At 61.0% G+C, this 16,083-nt stretch carries 17 protein-coding genes and 1 tRNA gene; 11 read left to right on the forward strand and 7 right to left on the reverse strand.

The window, feature by feature from the left end; genetic code table 11:
• Positions 1–30 precede the first annotated feature (30 nt).
• The 3 genes from RVU70_RS14370 (at position 31) to RVU70_RS14380 (ending at position 2,154) form a co-directional block, all read left to right on the forward strand.
• The gene (locus RVU70_RS14370; RefSeq protein WP_363347435.1) at positions 31–837 is read left to right on the forward strand and encodes a hypothetical protein; all 807 of its coding nucleotides are present in this window, start codon (positions 31–33) and stop codon (positions 835–837) included.
• A 565-nt stretch (positions 838–1,402) separates the two neighbouring features.
• On the forward strand, positions 1,403–1,702 hold the full coding sequence (locus RVU70_RS14375; RefSeq protein ID WP_363347437.1) for a hypothetical protein: 300 nt from the start codon (positions 1,403–1,405) through the stop codon (positions 1,700–1,702).
• A 116-nt stretch (positions 1,703–1,818) separates the two neighbouring features.
• The gene (locus RVU70_RS14380; protein ID WP_363347439.1) at positions 1,819–2,154 is read left to right on the forward strand and encodes a hypothetical protein; all 336 of its coding nucleotides are present in this window, start codon (positions 1,819–1,821) and stop codon (positions 2,152–2,154) included.
• Between the two features lie 839 nt (positions 2,155–2,993).
• Here the strand turns inward: RVU70_RS14380 and RVU70_RS14385 are convergent.
• Positions 2,994–3,404 (reverse strand): hypothetical protein, encoded by a 411-nt coding sequence (locus RVU70_RS14385; RefSeq protein ID WP_363347441.1) that lies wholly within the window; start codon positions 3,402–3,404, stop codon positions 2,994–2,996.
• Here RVU70_RS14385 and RVU70_RS14390 point away from each other — a divergent pair.
• On the forward strand, positions 3,403–3,612 hold the full coding sequence (locus RVU70_RS14390) for a hypothetical protein (protein WP_363347443.1): 210 nt from the start codon (positions 3,403–3,405) through the stop codon (positions 3,610–3,612). The genes RVU70_RS14385 and RVU70_RS14390 overlap by 2 nt on opposite strands.
• A 966-nt stretch (positions 3,613–4,578) precedes the next feature.
• Here RVU70_RS14390 and RVU70_RS14395 read toward each other — a convergent pair.
• Positions 4,579–5,061, reverse strand: coding sequence for a hypothetical protein (locus RVU70_RS14395; protein ID WP_363347445.1), 483 nt, complete (start codon positions 5,059–5,061; stop codon positions 4,579–4,581).
• Positions 5,062–5,319: 258 nt separating this feature from the next.
• Between RVU70_RS14395 and RVU70_RS14400 the strand changes: the two genes are divergently transcribed.
• The 3 genes from RVU70_RS14400 (at position 5,320) to RVU70_RS14410 (ending at position 8,175) form a co-directional block, all read left to right on the forward strand.
• On the forward strand, positions 5,320–5,547 hold the full coding sequence (locus RVU70_RS14400) for a NepR family anti-sigma factor (protein WP_363351348.1): 228 nt from the start codon (positions 5,320–5,322) through the stop codon (positions 5,545–5,547).
• A 313-nt stretch (positions 5,548–5,860) separates the two neighbouring features.
• Complete coding sequence (locus tag RVU70_RS14405; protein ID WP_363347447.1) at positions 5,861–6,523, forward strand: hypothetical protein; 663 nt, start codon at positions 5,861–5,863, stop codon at positions 6,521–6,523.
• Between the two features lie 872 nt (positions 6,524–7,395).
• Positions 7,396–8,175, forward strand: a complete 780-nt coding sequence (locus tag RVU70_RS14410) for a hypothetical protein (protein ID WP_363347449.1) — start codon at positions 7,396–7,398, stop codon at positions 8,173–8,175.
• A 383-nt stretch (positions 8,176–8,558) separates the two neighbouring features.
• Here the strand turns inward: RVU70_RS14410 and RVU70_RS14415 are convergent, their stop codons facing one another.
• Both RVU70_RS14415 and RVU70_RS14420 read right to left on the reverse strand, forming a co-directional pair.
• The gene (locus RVU70_RS14415) at positions 8,559–8,768 is read right to left on the reverse strand and encodes a TOBE domain-containing protein (RefSeq protein ID WP_363347451.1); all 210 of its coding nucleotides are present in this window, start codon (positions 8,766–8,768) and stop codon (positions 8,559–8,561) included.
• 267 nt (positions 8,769–9,035) lie between these two features.
• Positions 9,036–9,111: transfer RNA gene (locus tag RVU70_RS14420), tRNA-Glu, on the reverse strand.
• A gap of 116 nt (positions 9,112–9,227) precedes the next feature.
• Between RVU70_RS14420 and RVU70_RS14425 the strand changes: the two genes are divergently transcribed.
• The gene (locus RVU70_RS14425) at positions 9,228–10,523 is read left to right on the forward strand and encodes a glutamate-5-semialdehyde dehydrogenase (RefSeq protein ID WP_363347453.1); all 1,296 of its coding nucleotides are present in this window, start codon (positions 9,228–9,230) and stop codon (positions 10,521–10,523) included.
• Between the two features lie 29 nt (positions 10,524–10,552).
• Complete coding sequence (locus tag RVU70_RS14430; RefSeq protein ID WP_363347455.1) at positions 10,553–11,158, forward strand: nicotinate-nucleotide adenylyltransferase; 606 nt, start codon at positions 10,553–10,555, stop codon at positions 11,156–11,158.
• Here RVU70_RS14430 and RVU70_RS14435 read toward each other — a convergent pair whose 3' ends face one another.
• The 3 genes from RVU70_RS14435 to rimO form a co-directional block, all read right to left on the reverse strand.
• Positions 11,159–11,452: a hypothetical protein gene (locus RVU70_RS14435; RefSeq protein WP_363347457.1), complete on the reverse strand. Its 294-nt coding sequence runs from the start codon at positions 11,450–11,452 to the stop codon at positions 11,159–11,161.
• Between the two features lie 104 nt (positions 11,453–11,556).
• Entirely contained in the window at positions 11,557–11,874 is a 318-nt protein-coding gene (locus RVU70_RS14440) for a hypothetical protein (RefSeq protein WP_363347459.1), read from the reverse strand.
• A gap of 99 nt (positions 11,875–11,973) precedes the next feature.
• Positions 11,974–13,320 (reverse strand): 30S ribosomal protein S12 methylthiotransferase RimO, encoded by a 1,347-nt coding sequence (rimO, locus tag RVU70_RS14445; RefSeq protein WP_363347461.1) that lies wholly within the window; start codon positions 13,318–13,320, stop codon positions 11,974–11,976.
• A 475-nt stretch (positions 13,321–13,795) separates the two neighbouring features.
• Here rimO and RVU70_RS14450 point away from each other — a divergent pair, with 475 nt between their 5' ends.
• Together RVU70_RS14450 and ftsY are read left to right on the forward strand one after the other, a co-directional pair.
• Positions 13,796–14,779: a beta-ketoacyl-ACP synthase III gene (locus tag RVU70_RS14450; protein WP_363347463.1), complete on the forward strand. Its 984-nt coding sequence runs from the start codon at positions 13,796–13,798 to the stop codon at positions 14,777–14,779.
• A gap of 230 nt (positions 14,780–15,009) precedes the next feature.
• Positions 15,010–16,083: a signal recognition particle-docking protein FtsY gene (gene ftsY / locus RVU70_RS14455; protein ID WP_363347465.1), complete on the forward strand. Its 1,074-nt coding sequence runs from the start codon at positions 15,010–15,012 to the stop codon at positions 16,081–16,083.

Below are 16,083 nucleotides of genomic sequence, written 5' to 3' on the forward strand. Positions count from 1 at the left end.
GATTGTAAGCCAAAACCCCGGAGCGCCCCCATGGGCACAACATTAATCCAAAACCCGCGTAAAACTCTTGCAGCGGCCATCGAAATCAACGCCGAGGCGCTCGCCGCCATGCACAGTGTGGAGCTAACCCTGCAAAAGGCGCGCGACCTGCATTGCGGGCTACTGGCGCAGAAGGCGGACGCGTTTACGAATCTCGACAACTCCATTGCGTCGGCGCGCGCCGCCAACTTGAAGCGCGTTCTCGAAGGGGGCGATGAAGAGGCGCACCTATTGACGCAAGAGCCGCAAGGCTTCGCCGCTGCGAAGATCGCGCGTGAGCAACTAGACGAAAAGATTCAGGCGGTCGAAGCCAGCCTGCCGACGCTGGAATCAGAACTGATCGAAGCGCGCAAAGCGGCTGAAATGGCCGACTTCCATTTGGATCAAGCCCGCGCCGCCGTGTTCGCTTATGAGGCCGAAAAGCTCGCCATCGAATTCCACGAGCGCCTTCACGACCTGCGGCTTGCAAGCATCCGCTTGGCGGCGATGGCGAACCGCCCGATGAAACGCAATCCAGCCGTGCAACGTTCTGACGGTCCATACTATGGGGGCGGAAGCACCACGATTCCCATGCCTCCGAGCGTCCTCGAAGCTGTCGCCGAGCCCATAATGGGAAACTTCGATCGAAAGACGCCTCCCGCCCGCAAGAATGAAATCGCCGCCGCCGTCTCGGAATGGTGGGGCGCGTTGCGAAATGATCCGAATGCGACTCTCAGCGCGGAGACAAAAGAGGGGCTGTTTCTGTCTCGCGTTCGGTCCAATGTATCCGACGCTTCCGACGTTTCAGGCGCGGGATAACTGGCCGCTGTCTATCTCACGTATCCACGATACGGAAAGCGTCGTATTCCAATTCGGTCCCGTTGGGCTTTCGCGCTTTTCCCAACGGACGCGCGGAACGCAAGCCTTCCTGTCTTGCATCCCTGCGCGAGCTGGGAGACGTGGGGCGTCTCGGGATGCGGCGCTCTGCGATTCCCACATATTTGAACAGCGGCGCGGACATGGTTGCCAGTATCTCTATCGCGTCGCCCAGAATTCCGCGTGATCCATTAGATTGCGCGGGGCTCGCCCTATCACTTGGTGAACGAACGACGCGGAGCTCGCTTAGCCGTTCTTCCTAGTAACAAATAAGATTGCCCCTCATCGCCAGTTCAAAGCGATCACGATATCGCCACGGCAAAGAAGAGCGCCGCCGCCACGATAGGCGTGAACATGACAGGGAATCAGTAAAGATACTTAATCCTAAAGATACTTAATCCTCTTGAACACCCATCCTAAAAGGCGCCTGGCAGCGCCTTCGTACCGCCTTATTTCCTGACCTGAAGCGCCGAAAGGCAGCTTCGTACAAACCATGGAGTATTTGCTCATGAGGAAGCTCCTTCTCATTCCCACCATTCTGGCCCTTTCAACGAGCTTCGCCTTTGCGCTCGATCTGAGCCAGTGGGCGAGCGTCAAACAGTCGATTGGCGACACCTCGAAGGGCGGCTTCGCGCTTAACAAGGCGTTCGTCGTGCAGGCACAGGTCCCGGTGAACCAATACAATGGCGATCTTTCGCAGAAGGCGAGCGTCAAACAGTCGATTGGCGACACCTCCAAGGGTGGCGATGCCATCAACAAGGCGACCGTGATCCAGGCTCAGGTTCCGCTGAACTTCGGCGCTCCGTGAGAATAGCTCTGCGGTCTTGAAGTAGATCGCGGTCAATATGGCCGCGATCTCACCTCCAAAAGCGATTGAATGGCGATCTGTCATCGCCATCGACGACGAAAGCGGGGGAATAGAAAATGAAATATTGGCTTATTCCCGTTCTTGCTTGCATCGGCGTCGGCCAGGCGCACGCGGGCGATTTCATCAGCGTCAAGCCGAGCTTCATCGGCGTCAACTTCGGAAACAACCCGCTTTTGAGCGCCAAGGCCGGGGTGTCGCTGGGCCAACACAACACCGACAACACCACCCAGACCAGCCGCGTTAATTTCTACGGCGTCCAACAAGTCGCCATTGGCAAGGCAGGCAGCTCCCTCAGTAACGATACGACGGTCACTCAAGTCGGGAAACAAAGCTACGCGGGCGTTGGCCAGCACATTGAGTCGTTGCCTCCTTTGCCATCCGGTCAACCCTAGTTGGCGCGGCGGTCCAATAAACGGGGCGCAGGAAATATCGCTGACGATGGCGTGTGGGGGTGGGCCATGTTTGCATCAGATTGGCCTCATATCGACCACGAATGGCGCAACTGTAAACGCGCTATTCTAGCCTATCACGTCGGAGGCTGGCGCGAGGGGGAGTCGCCGCTGGACGCCCTCGCCCGGGCTCTGGGCGTTTCGGCGCAGAACATTCGATTAGAACCGACCGACTCCGCGGCCAACGAACTTGAACAGCTTTCGGCCTGTCTGGGGGTGGGCTGGGGTGAATTTCCTGGGCTTAACATCGCGGAAGTTGTCTCCCTCGCGATATCAGCACTCAATGAAAAGCTCAGAGTAGTTCCGCCCGAGGTTTGCGCCTTTTTTGGCGCGCCGCAACAACTTGAGCCTTTCCCGCTAGGGCGTTCAAGTGAGGGCGTCGCGAGAGCGCGACGCGAGAGGCTTCCTATTGTACTCGAGCTATAATTCGGTAGTGAGCTCATGACGTTCCCAGAGCAATTGACCGGGAGCATGTTGCGGGCGTAGGGCGACGTTCCGGCCCTCGCGGCGGCACAAGTCGTAAGCCGCGCGGGCTTCCGCAGCCCCTCACCGTCATGTTAAAGGCGACGGTCAGCTTTAACTCTTCTTCTGCCGAGTTACCAGATGGGAAGCCCCGTGGTACGCGAAACGGACGAGGCATAGGTTAACCCTCCCATATTTCACCCCTGCGCCAGCGCCCGCCGCTGCGGCGAGGAATCCATGAACAGCACGGGAGGGGCGGCAAGATCACTCCCGGGCTTCGTTTTGCTACGCCAATGCCATCGCCAATGCCGAGAATTCTGCTACACCGCGTTTGAGCGCGCGACGATATTGTGAACAGGAGGAGGGAACCCGGCGGGGGGCGGCTCGATCTTCCAAAAGCCATCGGGCGGGCGGCCTTCCGACTGCGCTTCCGAGAAAACGAAGGTGAAGCCGCCGAGAGGGGTTTCAAGACTCCGGCGGCTTCGTGTCGGCGCGTATGGCAGGGGGGCTTTAAAGACCGTGGCATGTCTCCTGATCGCTACGAAGCCCGTATGTGCGGGCACGCACAGCACAGAGAGAAACTTGTGAACGGCATTAATATGATTCACGCCATTGGACTTTGTTTTCGCTTCCGCTTGTCTTTGTGGGGGACGCGAAAAATTGCAGTCGGCGCGAACGATTATGTCGAGCGGCAAGTTAAGCACGTAAAGCAAAAATAAAGGTATAATCATGCCGTCCCCGAAACTCAGCCTTGTGGCACAGACCGAGTCGAGTGACGCTCTGGTAATTCAGCACGCGCTTGGCGTCGCTTTACGGTTTTCACACGCGAGGATTGCCGAAGAGGCACTGCCTCGCGATTTCGCGCTGTTGCTGATGCGGCTGGCGCTGGCCGAAGTTGTCAAAAGCACGCCGGAGGACGAAGGCGGGGGACAAAAGTAAACGGGGGCGCACCCCTTCTTTCGCCGTTGACCAAAGACCCTCTGATCCGCTTTTCGTTCTTCGTTCCGTGCAACCGCCCCCCTTTGTGGTTGGCGTGAAAAATTGCCGCACAGAAACCATTTTCCTCACGCGTTAATTGAAAGGTCCGAGAGCAAACAAAAAGGGTGGCGCTATGTCTACTCCCGGCGTTGAAGATACGGCGCTCATTGAGCGCGAATTGGGGAGCGCCCTTCGATCATTCTTTAGCCCGATCATTTGTGAGCCATTGCCGCCGCAAATAAGGGTGCTTCTTGATAAGCTTGCAGCGAGAGAAAGGCGCTGCGCCATGGATAAAAAGGCATGGGCTGCGATGCACCGCCTTTGAAAGCGCGCCCGCCAAGTTTTGGTTCTTCTCAAACAGAACAGGCGGCCCACCCAAGCGCTGTGGGCGAGCCGTCGCCTCTCAAAGAAACCTCTTGAAAACACAACCACGGTAGCCCGCGCCTGCCAGAGCGCAAATGCGTATTTTCCCTTATTTGCCGGTGCATTTTATCGCCGATAGATTCGGTCACTTCTGCGCAAGCAGACGAGTCGGGCTGGCGGCGCGAACCTTTGGCTACGGGCTGCCAGTCCGATGAGCGCCGATATGGCGGGGTGCAGCTTGACTGTGATTCGCCGCACGCCAGTAATGTTCAGACGGGGCTCGTGCAACGCCAAGCTTGGTTTCGCCAAGGGTGCTGACGCTGGCGGATGAAATTCCCCGACGTTGCGGGAACATGCGACGTTCAATCCGTTAATAGAGGCTTACCGTCTTGGACTTGTGGCTTTTGCCAAAGAGGACGAAGGGAGTCGCGTTCGCTTCTGGCTTCGCGGCCCGACCATGAATTCATCGGCCGGGCCGCTTGTCGCTCAGACCGCCGCGTAGGCCCTAGAAAAGCGCCTACCCTTGGCCAGTGGAGGGATGGCCGGTTCTGAGCGTCACCCGGCTTAGCGCGATTGGTTCGCGGGGCGTCCCGCAATTTCCTCCGGCGGTTGCCAAACGGTATCCAAGTGTGCGTTGGCGCTGGAGCTGTTGGCGTTCTTCGAACCGCGCCGACTTTCGGCGACTGCCTGTTCGGCAATGCGCCAATCTTCATCGCTCCAATTTTTCGCGTCCGTCTTGGCCGACTTCGAACCGATGGAAGGCAGGACTGCCTTGATGCCGCTCGTTATCTTCTCGCCGATTGACTGTTCAGAACCTCGCGCCGATCCATACGCATTTTGAGGGATTTGCTTAGGTTGATCCATCATATTCCAGATCGAAGCGTTCGGGGCTGGCGCTTGTTGCGCAATCGCGAAGCCTTCTTCTGGAAGGCTTGCCACACGACGCGGCGTTGCTGCGGTAGTGGCGTAGCCCAATACCGCGAGAGCGGCCAATAGTGCGGAAGCACCGACGATGTGTCGATTGATGGTAGCTGGCAGCTTCATCATAAACTCGCTCCTGATTGACAGGGAAAGCATGTAGAAAGGCCCTTCGGTCCGATCCCATTAGCGCCGTTAGGTAGCGTTGCTTAGCTGATTTCCAGCGTTGCTAGAACGCTAACCTTCATCGCTTGCTGGACAAAGAAGAGAAGGAGCAGGCGGCAGAGCGTTAGGGTGAGCCCTGAGAAATATTTTCAGGAATTTTGTTGGATCACGGCTCGAACGGCGTGCGTTGCTCGAAAGACTACAACTGGTTTTCCCCTCGCAATGTCACGCACCACTCAACTTGCTCGAGAGGACAAAGCGCTCATTGAACGCGAAATCGAGAACGGTCTTCGCTCATACTACGGCCCGGTCGCTCGTGAGCCTCTACCGGCTGAATTCGAGGCGCTGCTAAAGCAGTTGGAAGAGACGGAGGCGCGTTGCGGGGACGCGACGAGGACGGGCCTTCCGGGCTGTGTGGTTAACGTCGTGTTTTGTGTGTGTCGGAAATAGACGGCTCGCCCGGAGGTGCTTCCAAGGCGAGCCATCCAATTGCCCGTGAAAAGCTCTCTTGAAACACAAGCACGGTAGCCCGTGCCTGCCAAAGCGCAAATGCGTATTTTCCCTCATTGTTTTGGCATTGTTGGCCGTTAGGGTCGGCCCTTCTGCGCGAGCAGAGTGTCGGACTGGCGGTGCGAACCTTCGGCTACGGGCCGCCAGTTCGATGAGTGTTCGACATTCAGACTTTGCCAAACATCGGCGGTTTACCGCGTAGCCGTTTCAATTTGGTCCTCTCGCCCTATTTTGGAACGAAGAAGAGGATGAAATGAAAGAAAATTGGGACGTGAGCATCAGTCGGGAGGCCGCGGAAATGGTCCTTGATTTCTTAGGCCCGCCTGAAGGACCGCCGTGCGAAAAAAAGGATGCGCTCCGCGACATAATAAGAGCTGCTCTAGACACGCCCGCTCTCGAATCGGCAAAGGAGGAGTCGCGCATTAACCTGGCGCAAGCGATTGACGGGCTCGCGCAGGCGGAAAGTGCGTTCGTGGAGTCTCTCGCGCATGGCAGTGAAAGCGTCCAGCGCATTGCCTCGGCGGCGGTTGATGCCCAGGAAACTAGGCTGCGAGGTGCGCAGGAAATGTATGACGCCGCTGCGGGAAATGCGCTGGATGCAACGGCTGAAAGCGCCGAGAGAAATCGCAGGCTCGCCTACAGTAAGTCTGAGAAAGCCCATGACGAGGCGCTTGCCGCGCTTCGGGCTTTTGAGCCAATGGCACAAGAGTTGTCAAAGCTCTTCAGGATCCTTTCCTTTCACGCCGATCTCGCGCTGGCGGATACCGAAGCAGCCGACAGGGCGAGGATCAGCCCTCACGCGGCAAACGCAGCCGATCACCTACAGAAAATTCTTCAGCAGCAGAAACTGGGTCATTTGGAAGCCGTGACGAAACACGCCCTTGCGGCCTTGCACGAGCTGGAGTTGGCGCAGTAGATCAGTCGAGAGAGGCTGGTTCCGCCAGAGAGAGTCACCTGATCGCGCAATAGGCCAAGCGCCCGAACATGATCGACATGCGTTGAGGGACGCGGGGCAGGGGGCGCTCGCTGAATCGGGGGGGGCGCTTACCTACCGCCCCCACCCGTTCCGCGCATATGAACAAAGTTCTTTGGCTTGGTCTTACTGGCCGGAGCGGGCACGCCGCAATGTCGCCGCGTCACCTTGCGTCTAATAGCGCCGCCGAGAGTGTGCGGGTCCGCCGACTTCCCGCACCCGGCTGGCGGCTCGTTGGCCTAGCTCTCCGACGAGCCGCCTCTGCTGAATTCAGGGCTCGCACCAAGATCGCGCATCACCCTGACGCCCGCCGCTTCGCACAAAGGATCAGCGCCGGGGCATGGGCGACGATTTGGTTTTGAACCCCGGCGACGCCTTATGTCCAATTTTCTCCCGCATAGGTCCAGCGTCGGACTCTGATACGCTAACTTGACTGCGGACCGCTGCAATACTAAGGCCCCCTACGTGCGCGAAAGCGAACCGGCCGGTAGTCCGTGCCCCCAGATTTTGCCCCTTGCGCCCTGCCCGGCGGCAGGGGCGGCAGGCAGGCGACCTTCGCCGTTTGTCCTGCCTTGTGAATCTCAAAAGCTTTTGATTGCGAGCTTGCCGAGAAAAAAAGAATCTCGGCGTGCCGTATATGATTCGTAATCGGGGACAACTCTAAATGTCGGAAGTCACGACCCCACCCGCCGCGCCAAAAATGATTATTTCCTACAGTTGGACCCAGTGGAGATCATGTAATTTCTCTTGCGGAAGACTTTATACGAATGAGCCTGCCAAATAATACACAACATCAGTCGAATCGAGCGAACTACATGAATCTGAAATCACCGACCAGCACAGTTCGACGTTCGATCTTTATGGAAAGCTCCGATCGGATAGAGCAGCTCTTAGGGGACGAGTCAAATCGCGATTTATTCAGCGAATCATACTTCGCCCGGATCGAAACTCAACTTGATAAGGTAACAGGGAAGCTTACTAGCATTTATTTGTCGACAATCGTCATTGGACTGGTCATGTTTCTGGTTTTTATAAATGAGGAGATAAGCTTCAGTATTGGTGGATTGTCATTTAGTAAATCAGACAAGGTTATAAGAGACGTGATTTTCTTTTTCTTCCTGAACGCATGTCTTCTGATTTCATATTTATACAGATACAGAATGACTTTAATCTCGATCTTGGACAGTCGCTATAAGTCAAGGTTGAATCAGGATAGCTTCCACCTGTTTAGAGCGGCTTATATTTACATGCCATTCGCCATTGTATTTATGAAAAAGACAGACGATCAATTTACCCCGACCATTTTTACGATATTAATGCAAGTTTTTTCGGGTGTCACTCTGATGTGTGTAATTGCTATTCTTGGTATGGCCGCGATCTCTATACAACTTGGTTTAATCAGCTATGCTATATACACGATTTTCAATGACCCATCAAAATTTACTTGGCTTTCCTACCTCGTCGGAGTTTATGCAATTTTGGTCTTCGTCCACGACATTGCATTTGGGATACTCGGATTGCCTCTAGTTTACGACCGCATCGCCGAGAACGCGGCGAACTTGAGCGTTGAGCTAAAGCAGAAAGGCGATGCCTAATACGGCAAAACTGCCGGGTGTGGCATTTTCGGCATCGCCGCATTGCGTCGTAAGCGCGAAGAACGCCCCCCGCCGATACATCCACGGTCGGGGCGTTTCGGGGTGCTGGGATCACACGCCCGCGTCGAGGAATAAATACCTCACCAAGCGGCCACCACCAAGCCCGAGGGCGAGCTTTAAGCCGGGGACCGCCAAGGGTCAGCGCCGGGCATGAGCGAGGGACTCGCCCTCCAATCAACCAAAGCCAAAACTCAACCGTCAAGCGAAGCGCGCCAGTCCGCATCGGGGCGAGCGCCGGGGCATGTGCGACGTTTGGTTTTGGACGCGGGAAGGGCGCGCAGAAACGCCCCGACGCCTGATAGACGCACGGGGCGTTGGCTTCTTTAATCGACCGCAACCATGACTTCGGAAGATTTAATGACTGCGTAAGCCTTCTTTCCAACCTGAAGGTCAAGTTCATCCACGGATTCATTAGTAATCGATGCTGTGATGGTGGCACCCTTCACGTCGAGCAGAACGTGCGAAGTGGTCGCGCCTTTTTTAATTTCTTTGATGGTGCCTTCGAGCACGTTGCGGGCTGAAATTTTCTTCATATGCGCCTCCTCCGCTGAAAGCCAAAGCGGTTGTCACTTTGGAATAGCGCTCAGCTAATCGCCCGAAGAAGAAAAGAAAAGGGACAGCGAGCCGCACGCGTGCCTGACCTTTGGGCGAAGCGCCAAGCCATGACCGACGCCCGTTGACGCGGGGGCAGGGGGCGCAAACATCCACTCCCGCCCATCAAAATCCATCCGCTTCCACGGGCGTATATTACACAGATTTACACAAATCCGTGCAGCAATTTCGTAATGCATTGAAAAGATTGGCGCTCCCTAGGGGACTCGAACCCCTGTTTTCGCCGTGAGAGGGCGACGTCCTAGACCGCTAGACGAAGGGAGCGGGCGCTGCGGTTCTATAGACTGGCCGGGTCGGCTTCGCAAGGCCCCGGCGGGGCGACTTTCGCGCCTGCCTGCGGCGTGATAGCGGATGTCCTTCCTGTCTTGGACCTAACGATCATGACGCAGCCGCTCATCAACAATACGCCGGAGGCAGCGCGCCTCGAGGCTTCGCTTGTCGCTCTCGGGCGCGCCGCGCGCAAAGCGGCGCGGGCTGTCGCGCTCGCGCCGGCGGAGGTCAGGAACAAGGCGCTGCGGGTCGCGGCCGCGGAGATACGCCGCCAGAGCGGGGCGATTCTCGCAGCGAACGCGCTCGACGTCGCCGACGCTGAAGCGCGCGGCACGGCTGGCTCCTTCATCGATCGGCTCACGCTCGATCCGGGTCGGGTAGAGGCCATTGCGCGGGGCGTCGAGGAGATCGCCGATCTGCCCGATCCCGTTGGAAAAGTGCTGGCGCGCTTCGAGCGGCCGAACGGGCTCGTCATCGAGCGCGTCGCGACCCCGCTCGGGGTCATCGGCGTGATCTACGAGAGTCGTCCCAATGTTACGGCCGACGCCGGAGCGCTCTGCCTCAAGGCCGGGAACGCCGCCATTCTGCGCGGGGGCTCAGAAAGCCTGCGCTCGTCGCGCGCCATCCACGCCTGCCTCGTCACGGGGCTCGAGGCCGCAGGCCTGCCGGAAGCCGCGATCGCGCTGATCGACACGCCCGACCGCGCCGCCGTCGGCGCCATGCTCGCCGGCCTCGACGGCGCCATCGACGTCATCGTGCCGCGGGGCGGCAAAAGCCTCGTCGCGCGCGTCCAGCACGAGGCGCGCGTGCCGGTGTTCGCGCATCTCGAAGGTATAGTGCATGTCTTCGTGCACGAGGACGCCGATCTCGACATGGCGAAACGCGTTCTGCTCAACGCCAAGATGCGGCGCACCGGCATTTGCGGCGCGGCCGAGACGCTGCTCGTCGACAAGGCCTGCGCGGCGACGCATCTCGCGCCGCTCGTCTCCATGCTCATCGACGCGGGCTGCGAGGTGCGCGGCGACGCGGCGACTCAGGTGGCGGACGCGCGCGTAAAGCCCGCAGCCGAAGACGACTGGCGCGCGGAATATCTCGACGCCATCATTGCGGCGAAGGTGGTCGACGGCGTCGACGCGGCGATCGAGCACATCGAGACCTATGGCTCGCACCATACCGATTGCATCATCACCCGCGACGACGCGGTCGCCCAGAGGTTCATGAACGAAGTCGACTCGGCGATCGTGCTGCACAACGCCTCGACGCAGTTCGCGGATGGCGGCGAATTCGGCTTCGGCGCCGAAATCGGCATCGCGACCGGTCGCATGCATGCGCGCGGGCCGGTGGGGGTCGAGCAACTCACCTCCTTCAAATATCGCGTGCGTGGCGCCGGACAGGTGCGGGGGTGAGCGCGGCTTTGAATGCAGGCGGCGCGTGAATGACGGCGCAGCCGGTCCGCCTGCCGCCGCATGCGCCCGGCATGCGCATCGGGCTCTTTGGCGGCTCCTTCAATCCGCCGCATGAAGGCCATGCGCTCGTCGCGCGCCTGGCGTTCACCCGGCTTGGACTCGACCGGCTGTGGTGGCTCGTGACGCCCGGCAATCCGCTGAAGGACACGCGCGCCTTGCCGCCGCTCGCGTCGCGGATCGCCGCCGCGCGCCGGATCGCTCAAGATCCGCGCATCGTGGTGACGGGATTAGAGGCCGACGTCGGCGCGCGCTATACCGCGGACACGCTGCGCTTTTTGCGCAAGCGCTGCCCGGGGGTCCATTTCGTCTGGATCATGGGCGCGGATAATCTGCTTCAATTCCACCGCTGGCGCGACTGGGAGGAGATCATGCGCACGACGCCGGTCGCGATCATCGACCGACCCGGCGCGACAGCCAAGGCCGCAAGCGCCAAGGCGATGCAACGGTTTCCGCGCGCGCGCCTCGACGAGAGAGACGCGCGTCTCCTTCCAACGGCTGCGCCCCCGGCCTTGGTGTATCTGCATGGCCCGCGCAGCGCCTCGTCTTCGACGGCGCTGCGGCGGAAAGCGCCTTGATCACTTCTTCTCGAACAGCGGCAGAATCCAGCGCTTATAGGCCCAGAAGCTCGCCGGAATGCCGATGAAGATGGCGACCCACATCAGGGCCGAGTTGTCGACGCCGTTCTCATAGAAGGTGCCGCCCTCGTGCACAGACTGGGTGTAGGGGTTACGCACGAACAGCGTGAGCAGAAAGGAGCCGACGACGATTGCGCCGACGATATAGATGAAGCTTTTCGGGATCAGCATGACCGGCTGCCCCGGCTTCTGCTTTTGCGGTGGCTCGCGGCGGTCGTTGCGGTCGTCGGTCATGGGGTCGCTCCTCAAGGCGTGGCTTTCGGCGTCTAATATGGATCAGACCGAAAGCCCGCGCCATAGAGCGTCCCCGCGCCCCGCTCCGCAACGTGCCGAAAGGCCTACCGCCGCGCCTTCGCCCGGCGCTCGAGCATTGGCAGGAGCCAGTGCTTATAGGCGAGGAAGCTTGCCGGAATTCCAATGAAGATCACGACCCAGAGGGCCATATTGGTCTCCATGCCGCGCTCGTAGTAGAGGCTGCCTTCCGTGGTCGCCTGCGTATAGGGGTTGCGCACGAAGAAGGTCACCAGCAGCGAGGCGACCACCACCGCGACCGTCCCATAGACCATGTTCTTCGGCACGGGGAAAATGAACTGAGGCTCCTCCCCGCGGCGGCGCTGCGACGTGAGCTTGTTTTGCTGGCTTTCGTTCTCTAACATGACGTTTCCTCGCGTTGTTCGCGGATGATACGGACGCGAGGCCGGCAGGGAAGCGGCGGTGTCCGCCAAACCGGAACGGATATCCGCCAAGATGGGCGGCTAACCGGCGGCGCCGCCGTAAACGTCATAAGCGTCGGCGCGGTCGACCTTGATGGTCACGACGTCGCCCGCCCGCAGCGGGCGGCGCGACGAGACGAAGGCCGAGCCGTCGATCTCGGGGGCGTCGGCCTTGGTGCGGCCCTTGGCGAGCGCGCCGGACGGGCCGCCGCCGGGCTCGTCGATGATGACCTGGAGCCTCTTGCCGATCTTTCGCTTCATCAGCCGGGCGCTCACCGCCTGCTGCTTCTCCATGAATCGCTTCCAGCGCGTCTCCTTCACCTCGTCCGGAACCAGCGCGAGGCCGAGGTCATTCGCCGGGGCGCCGGCGACAGGCTCGTATTTGAAGGCGCCGGCGCGGTCGATCTCGGCCTCGTCGAGCCAGTCGAGCAGCGTCTCGAAATCCGCGTCCGTCTCGCCGGGGAAGCCGACGATGAAGGTCGAGCGCAAGGTAAGGTCGGGGCAGGCGGCGCGCCAGGCCTTGATCCGCGCCAGCGTCTTTTCCTCATTGGCCGGGCGCTTCATCGCCTTCAGCACATTGGGAGCCGCGTGCTGGAAGGGGATGTCGAGATAGGGAAGGACCTTGCCGTCCGCCATCAGGCCGATGACCTCGTCGACGTGAGGGTAGGGGTAGACGTAGTGGAGGCGCACCCAGAGGCCGAGGTCGCCGAGTTCACGCGCGAGATCGAGGAAGCGCGTGCGAATGACGCGGTCGCCGAACTGGCTTTCGGCGTAGCGCAGGTCGCGGCCGTAGGCGCTCGTGTCCTGGGAGATGACGAGCAATTCCTTCACGCCGGCGCGGGCGAGCTTCTCCCCCTCGCGCAGCACGTCGGCGGCTGGGCGCGACACGAGCGGCCCGCGCAGATGCGGGATGATGCAGAAGGAGCAGCTATTGTCGCATCCCTCCGAGATTTTCAGATAGGCGTAATGGCGCGGGGTGAGCTTCACCCCCTGCTCGGGCACGAGATCGAGGAAGGGGTCATGCGCCGGCGCGGCGGCGCGGTGCACGGCCTCGACCACGCTTTCATACTGCTGCGGGCCGGTGATCGCCAGAACGTCGGGAAAGCGCGCGCTGATCGCCTCGGGCTCGGCGCCCATGCAGCCGGTGACGATGACCTTGCCGTTTTCGGCGAGGGCCGCGCCAATGGCGTCGAGCGACTCGGCCTTGGCGCTGTCGAGAAAGCCGCAGGTGTTCACGACGACGACGTCGGCGCCGGCATGATGGCGGGCGAGCTCATAGCCCTCGGCGCGTAATCTCGTGACGATGCGCTCGCTGTCGACGAGCGCCTTGGGGCAGCCGAGCGAAACGAAGGAAACGCGCGGGCCGGTGCGCTTCAGGTCTTCCTGCATCGCGCCCGATTGCCACGGCGCGACGCGGAAGGCAATCGAAACCGCAGAAAAGTCAGGCGGTCAGCGCGCCGACGAGGGCGTAGAGCGCCACAGCGGCAAAGATCAAGGCGTGGATCACGGGCAAAATCTCCTATTGCGGCGGGCGGCGGCCCGTCACGAAGCAAGGACAAATGACGACGAGGTAAGGCGAGGCGACGGCCTATGCCTTGGCTCCCGTTAATAAATGAACCCTCTTAAGGAATGCTTGCGCGGCGCTGCGCCGGACTGTGCGAAATCCGGACGCCGATTCTCCCGCGCACGACTGGGCCGGTTAGAAGGCTTTTTGAAATCAGATGATTATCTTGCGCCGCAAAAACCGTTTGCGCTTCCTGCCCGCGCCGATATGAATAGCCGCGCCGGAGCCCGCCGGGCGCCTCGAGGCGCTGGCGCTCGTTAACGCCGCGTTGGACGGCGGCTTTTTCAGAAAGACCCTGCCTTGCCGAATTCGATCGTTCTCGGAACCGGTTCCTATGCGCCTGAGCGCATTCTCACCAACGCCGATCTCGAGAAAATCGTCGCCACCAACAGCGAGTGGATCGTCAGCCGCACCGGCATCATGGAGCGCCATGTCGCGGCCGACGGCGAGGCGACCTCGGACCTCGCCGCCGCTGCGGCGCGGCAGGCGCTTGCGAACGCCGGCGTCTCGGCCGCCGAGGTCGACATGATCGTCGTCGGCACGGTCACCGGCGACACGCCGACGCCCTCCTGCGCGGCCTATGTGCAGGAATTGATCGGCGCCCGGAACGCCTTCTGCTTCGACGTCGCCGCCGCCTGCGCCGGATCGATCTACGGGCTTACCATCGCCGACCAGTTCATCCGCTCGGGGATGGTCAAGCGCGCGCTGGTCATCGGCGCGGAGACCTTGAGCCGCTTCGTCGACTGGACCAATCGCGAGACCTGCGTATTGTTCGGCGACGCCGCCGGGGCGATCCTGCTCGGCGGGACGGAGGAGGAAGGGCACGGGCTGCTCGCCGCCACCTTGCGCACCGACGGCTCGATGACGGGCATTCTCGGCATTTTCGGCGGCGGCAGCCGCCGCCCGGTTTCGTCGGAAATGCTCGCGGACAATGGCAATAAAATCAAAATGCGCGGCCGCGAGGTCTATAAAGTGGCGACCCGGCTGCTGCCCGAGGTTGTGGCCGACACGCTGGCGAAGGCAGGGCTGTCGCCCGACGACGTCGATCACGTCATCTGCCATCAGGCCAACCAGCGCATCATCGAGTCGGCCCTGGATTCCTTGGGCGTCCCGCGCGAGAGGTGCTGGATCAACATCGACCGCTACGGCAATACGTCGAGCGCCTCCATGCCGATCTCGCTCGACGAGGCCCATCGCGCCGGCAAGCTCAAAAGAGGCGACGTCATCGCCATGATGGCCATCGGGGCCGGCATGACCTGGGGCGGGGCGGTGCTGCGCTGGTGACGCCCGCGCCGAAAGGGCGAGCCGCTGTGGCCGCTCGCCCTTGTGGGGATCAATACGACTCTACGCCGCCGCAACGCGATCCCTCGCCAGGGAGGTAGGGTCCCGCGCCCTCCAGAGAAGCGCGGCGCGGCGATTCATCGCAGCTTCCAGCCCAAAAGGGCGGCCTCCCCGGGAGATGCGCTGGCCCTTTATGCGCGACTAGTGTAGGCATGCCGCCGCAAGAGGGATGCATGAGCACGGACGCAAACGGGTCTAAGAAGCGCGGCATGTTCTCGCGCCTGTTCGGCAGGGGCGGGGAGCCGGAGGCCGAGGAGCCTGCGGCGCCCGAAGCCGCTGTAGAGCCGGAAGCGCCCAAACGCTCCTGGTGGAGCCGGCTGTCCGGCGGCCTCGCCCGCACCTCGCAGGCGATCACCCAGGGCGTCGCCGACATCTTCACCAAGCGCAAGCTCGACGCCCTGACGCTCGAGGAACTCGAGGATGTGCTGCTGCGCGCGGACCTTGGCGTCGGCGCCGCGACGCGCATCACCCAGGCGGTGGGCAAGGCGCGCTACGAAAAAGACATCGCTCCCGAGGAAGTCCGCGCCATTCTCGCCCGCGAAGTCGAGGCCGTGCTGACGCCCGTCGCGACGCCTTTCGAACTCGACGAGGCCAAGAAGCCGTTCATCATTCTGGTTGTGGGCGTCAATGGCTCCGGCAAGACGACGACCATCGCCAAGCTCGCCTCCAAATGGACCGGCGAGGGCAAGAAGGTGGTGCTGGCCGCGGGCGACACCTTCCGCGCCGCCGCAGTCGATCAGCTGAAAATTTGGGGCTCCCGGCTTGGGGCCGAAGTGGTTTCGGGCAATGAAGGGGCGGACGCCGCCGGCCTCGCCTTCGACGCCATCAAGCGCGCCCGCGAGACTGACGCCGACATTCTGTTGATGGACACGGCCGGACGTCTGCAGAACCGCGCCGAACTCATGGCCGAGCTCGAGAAAATCGTGCGCGTCATGAAGAAGGCGGAGGGCGAGGCGCCGCATGCGGTGCTGCTTGTCCTGGACGCCACAGTCGGCCAGAATGCCTTGCAGCAGGTCGAGATTTTCGGGCGCACGGCCGGCGTCACCGGACTCGTCATGACCAAGCTCGACGGCACGGCGCGCGGCGGCATTCTGGTCGCGATCGCGGAAGCCTATGGCCTGCCGATCCACTTCATCGGCGTCGGCGAGGGCGCCGAGGATCTGGAGCCCTTCACCGCCCGTGACTTCGCCCGTGCGATCGCCGGCCTCGACGAAGAAGACGCGCCGGAGGCGGCGCCGGAAAGCTAA

It is taken from the genome of Methylocystis echinoides (genome assembly GCF_040687965.1).
In the GTDB taxonomy this organism is placed as follows: domain Bacteria; phylum Pseudomonadota; class Alphaproteobacteria; order Rhizobiales; family Beijerinckiaceae; genus Methylocystis; species Methylocystis echinoides_A.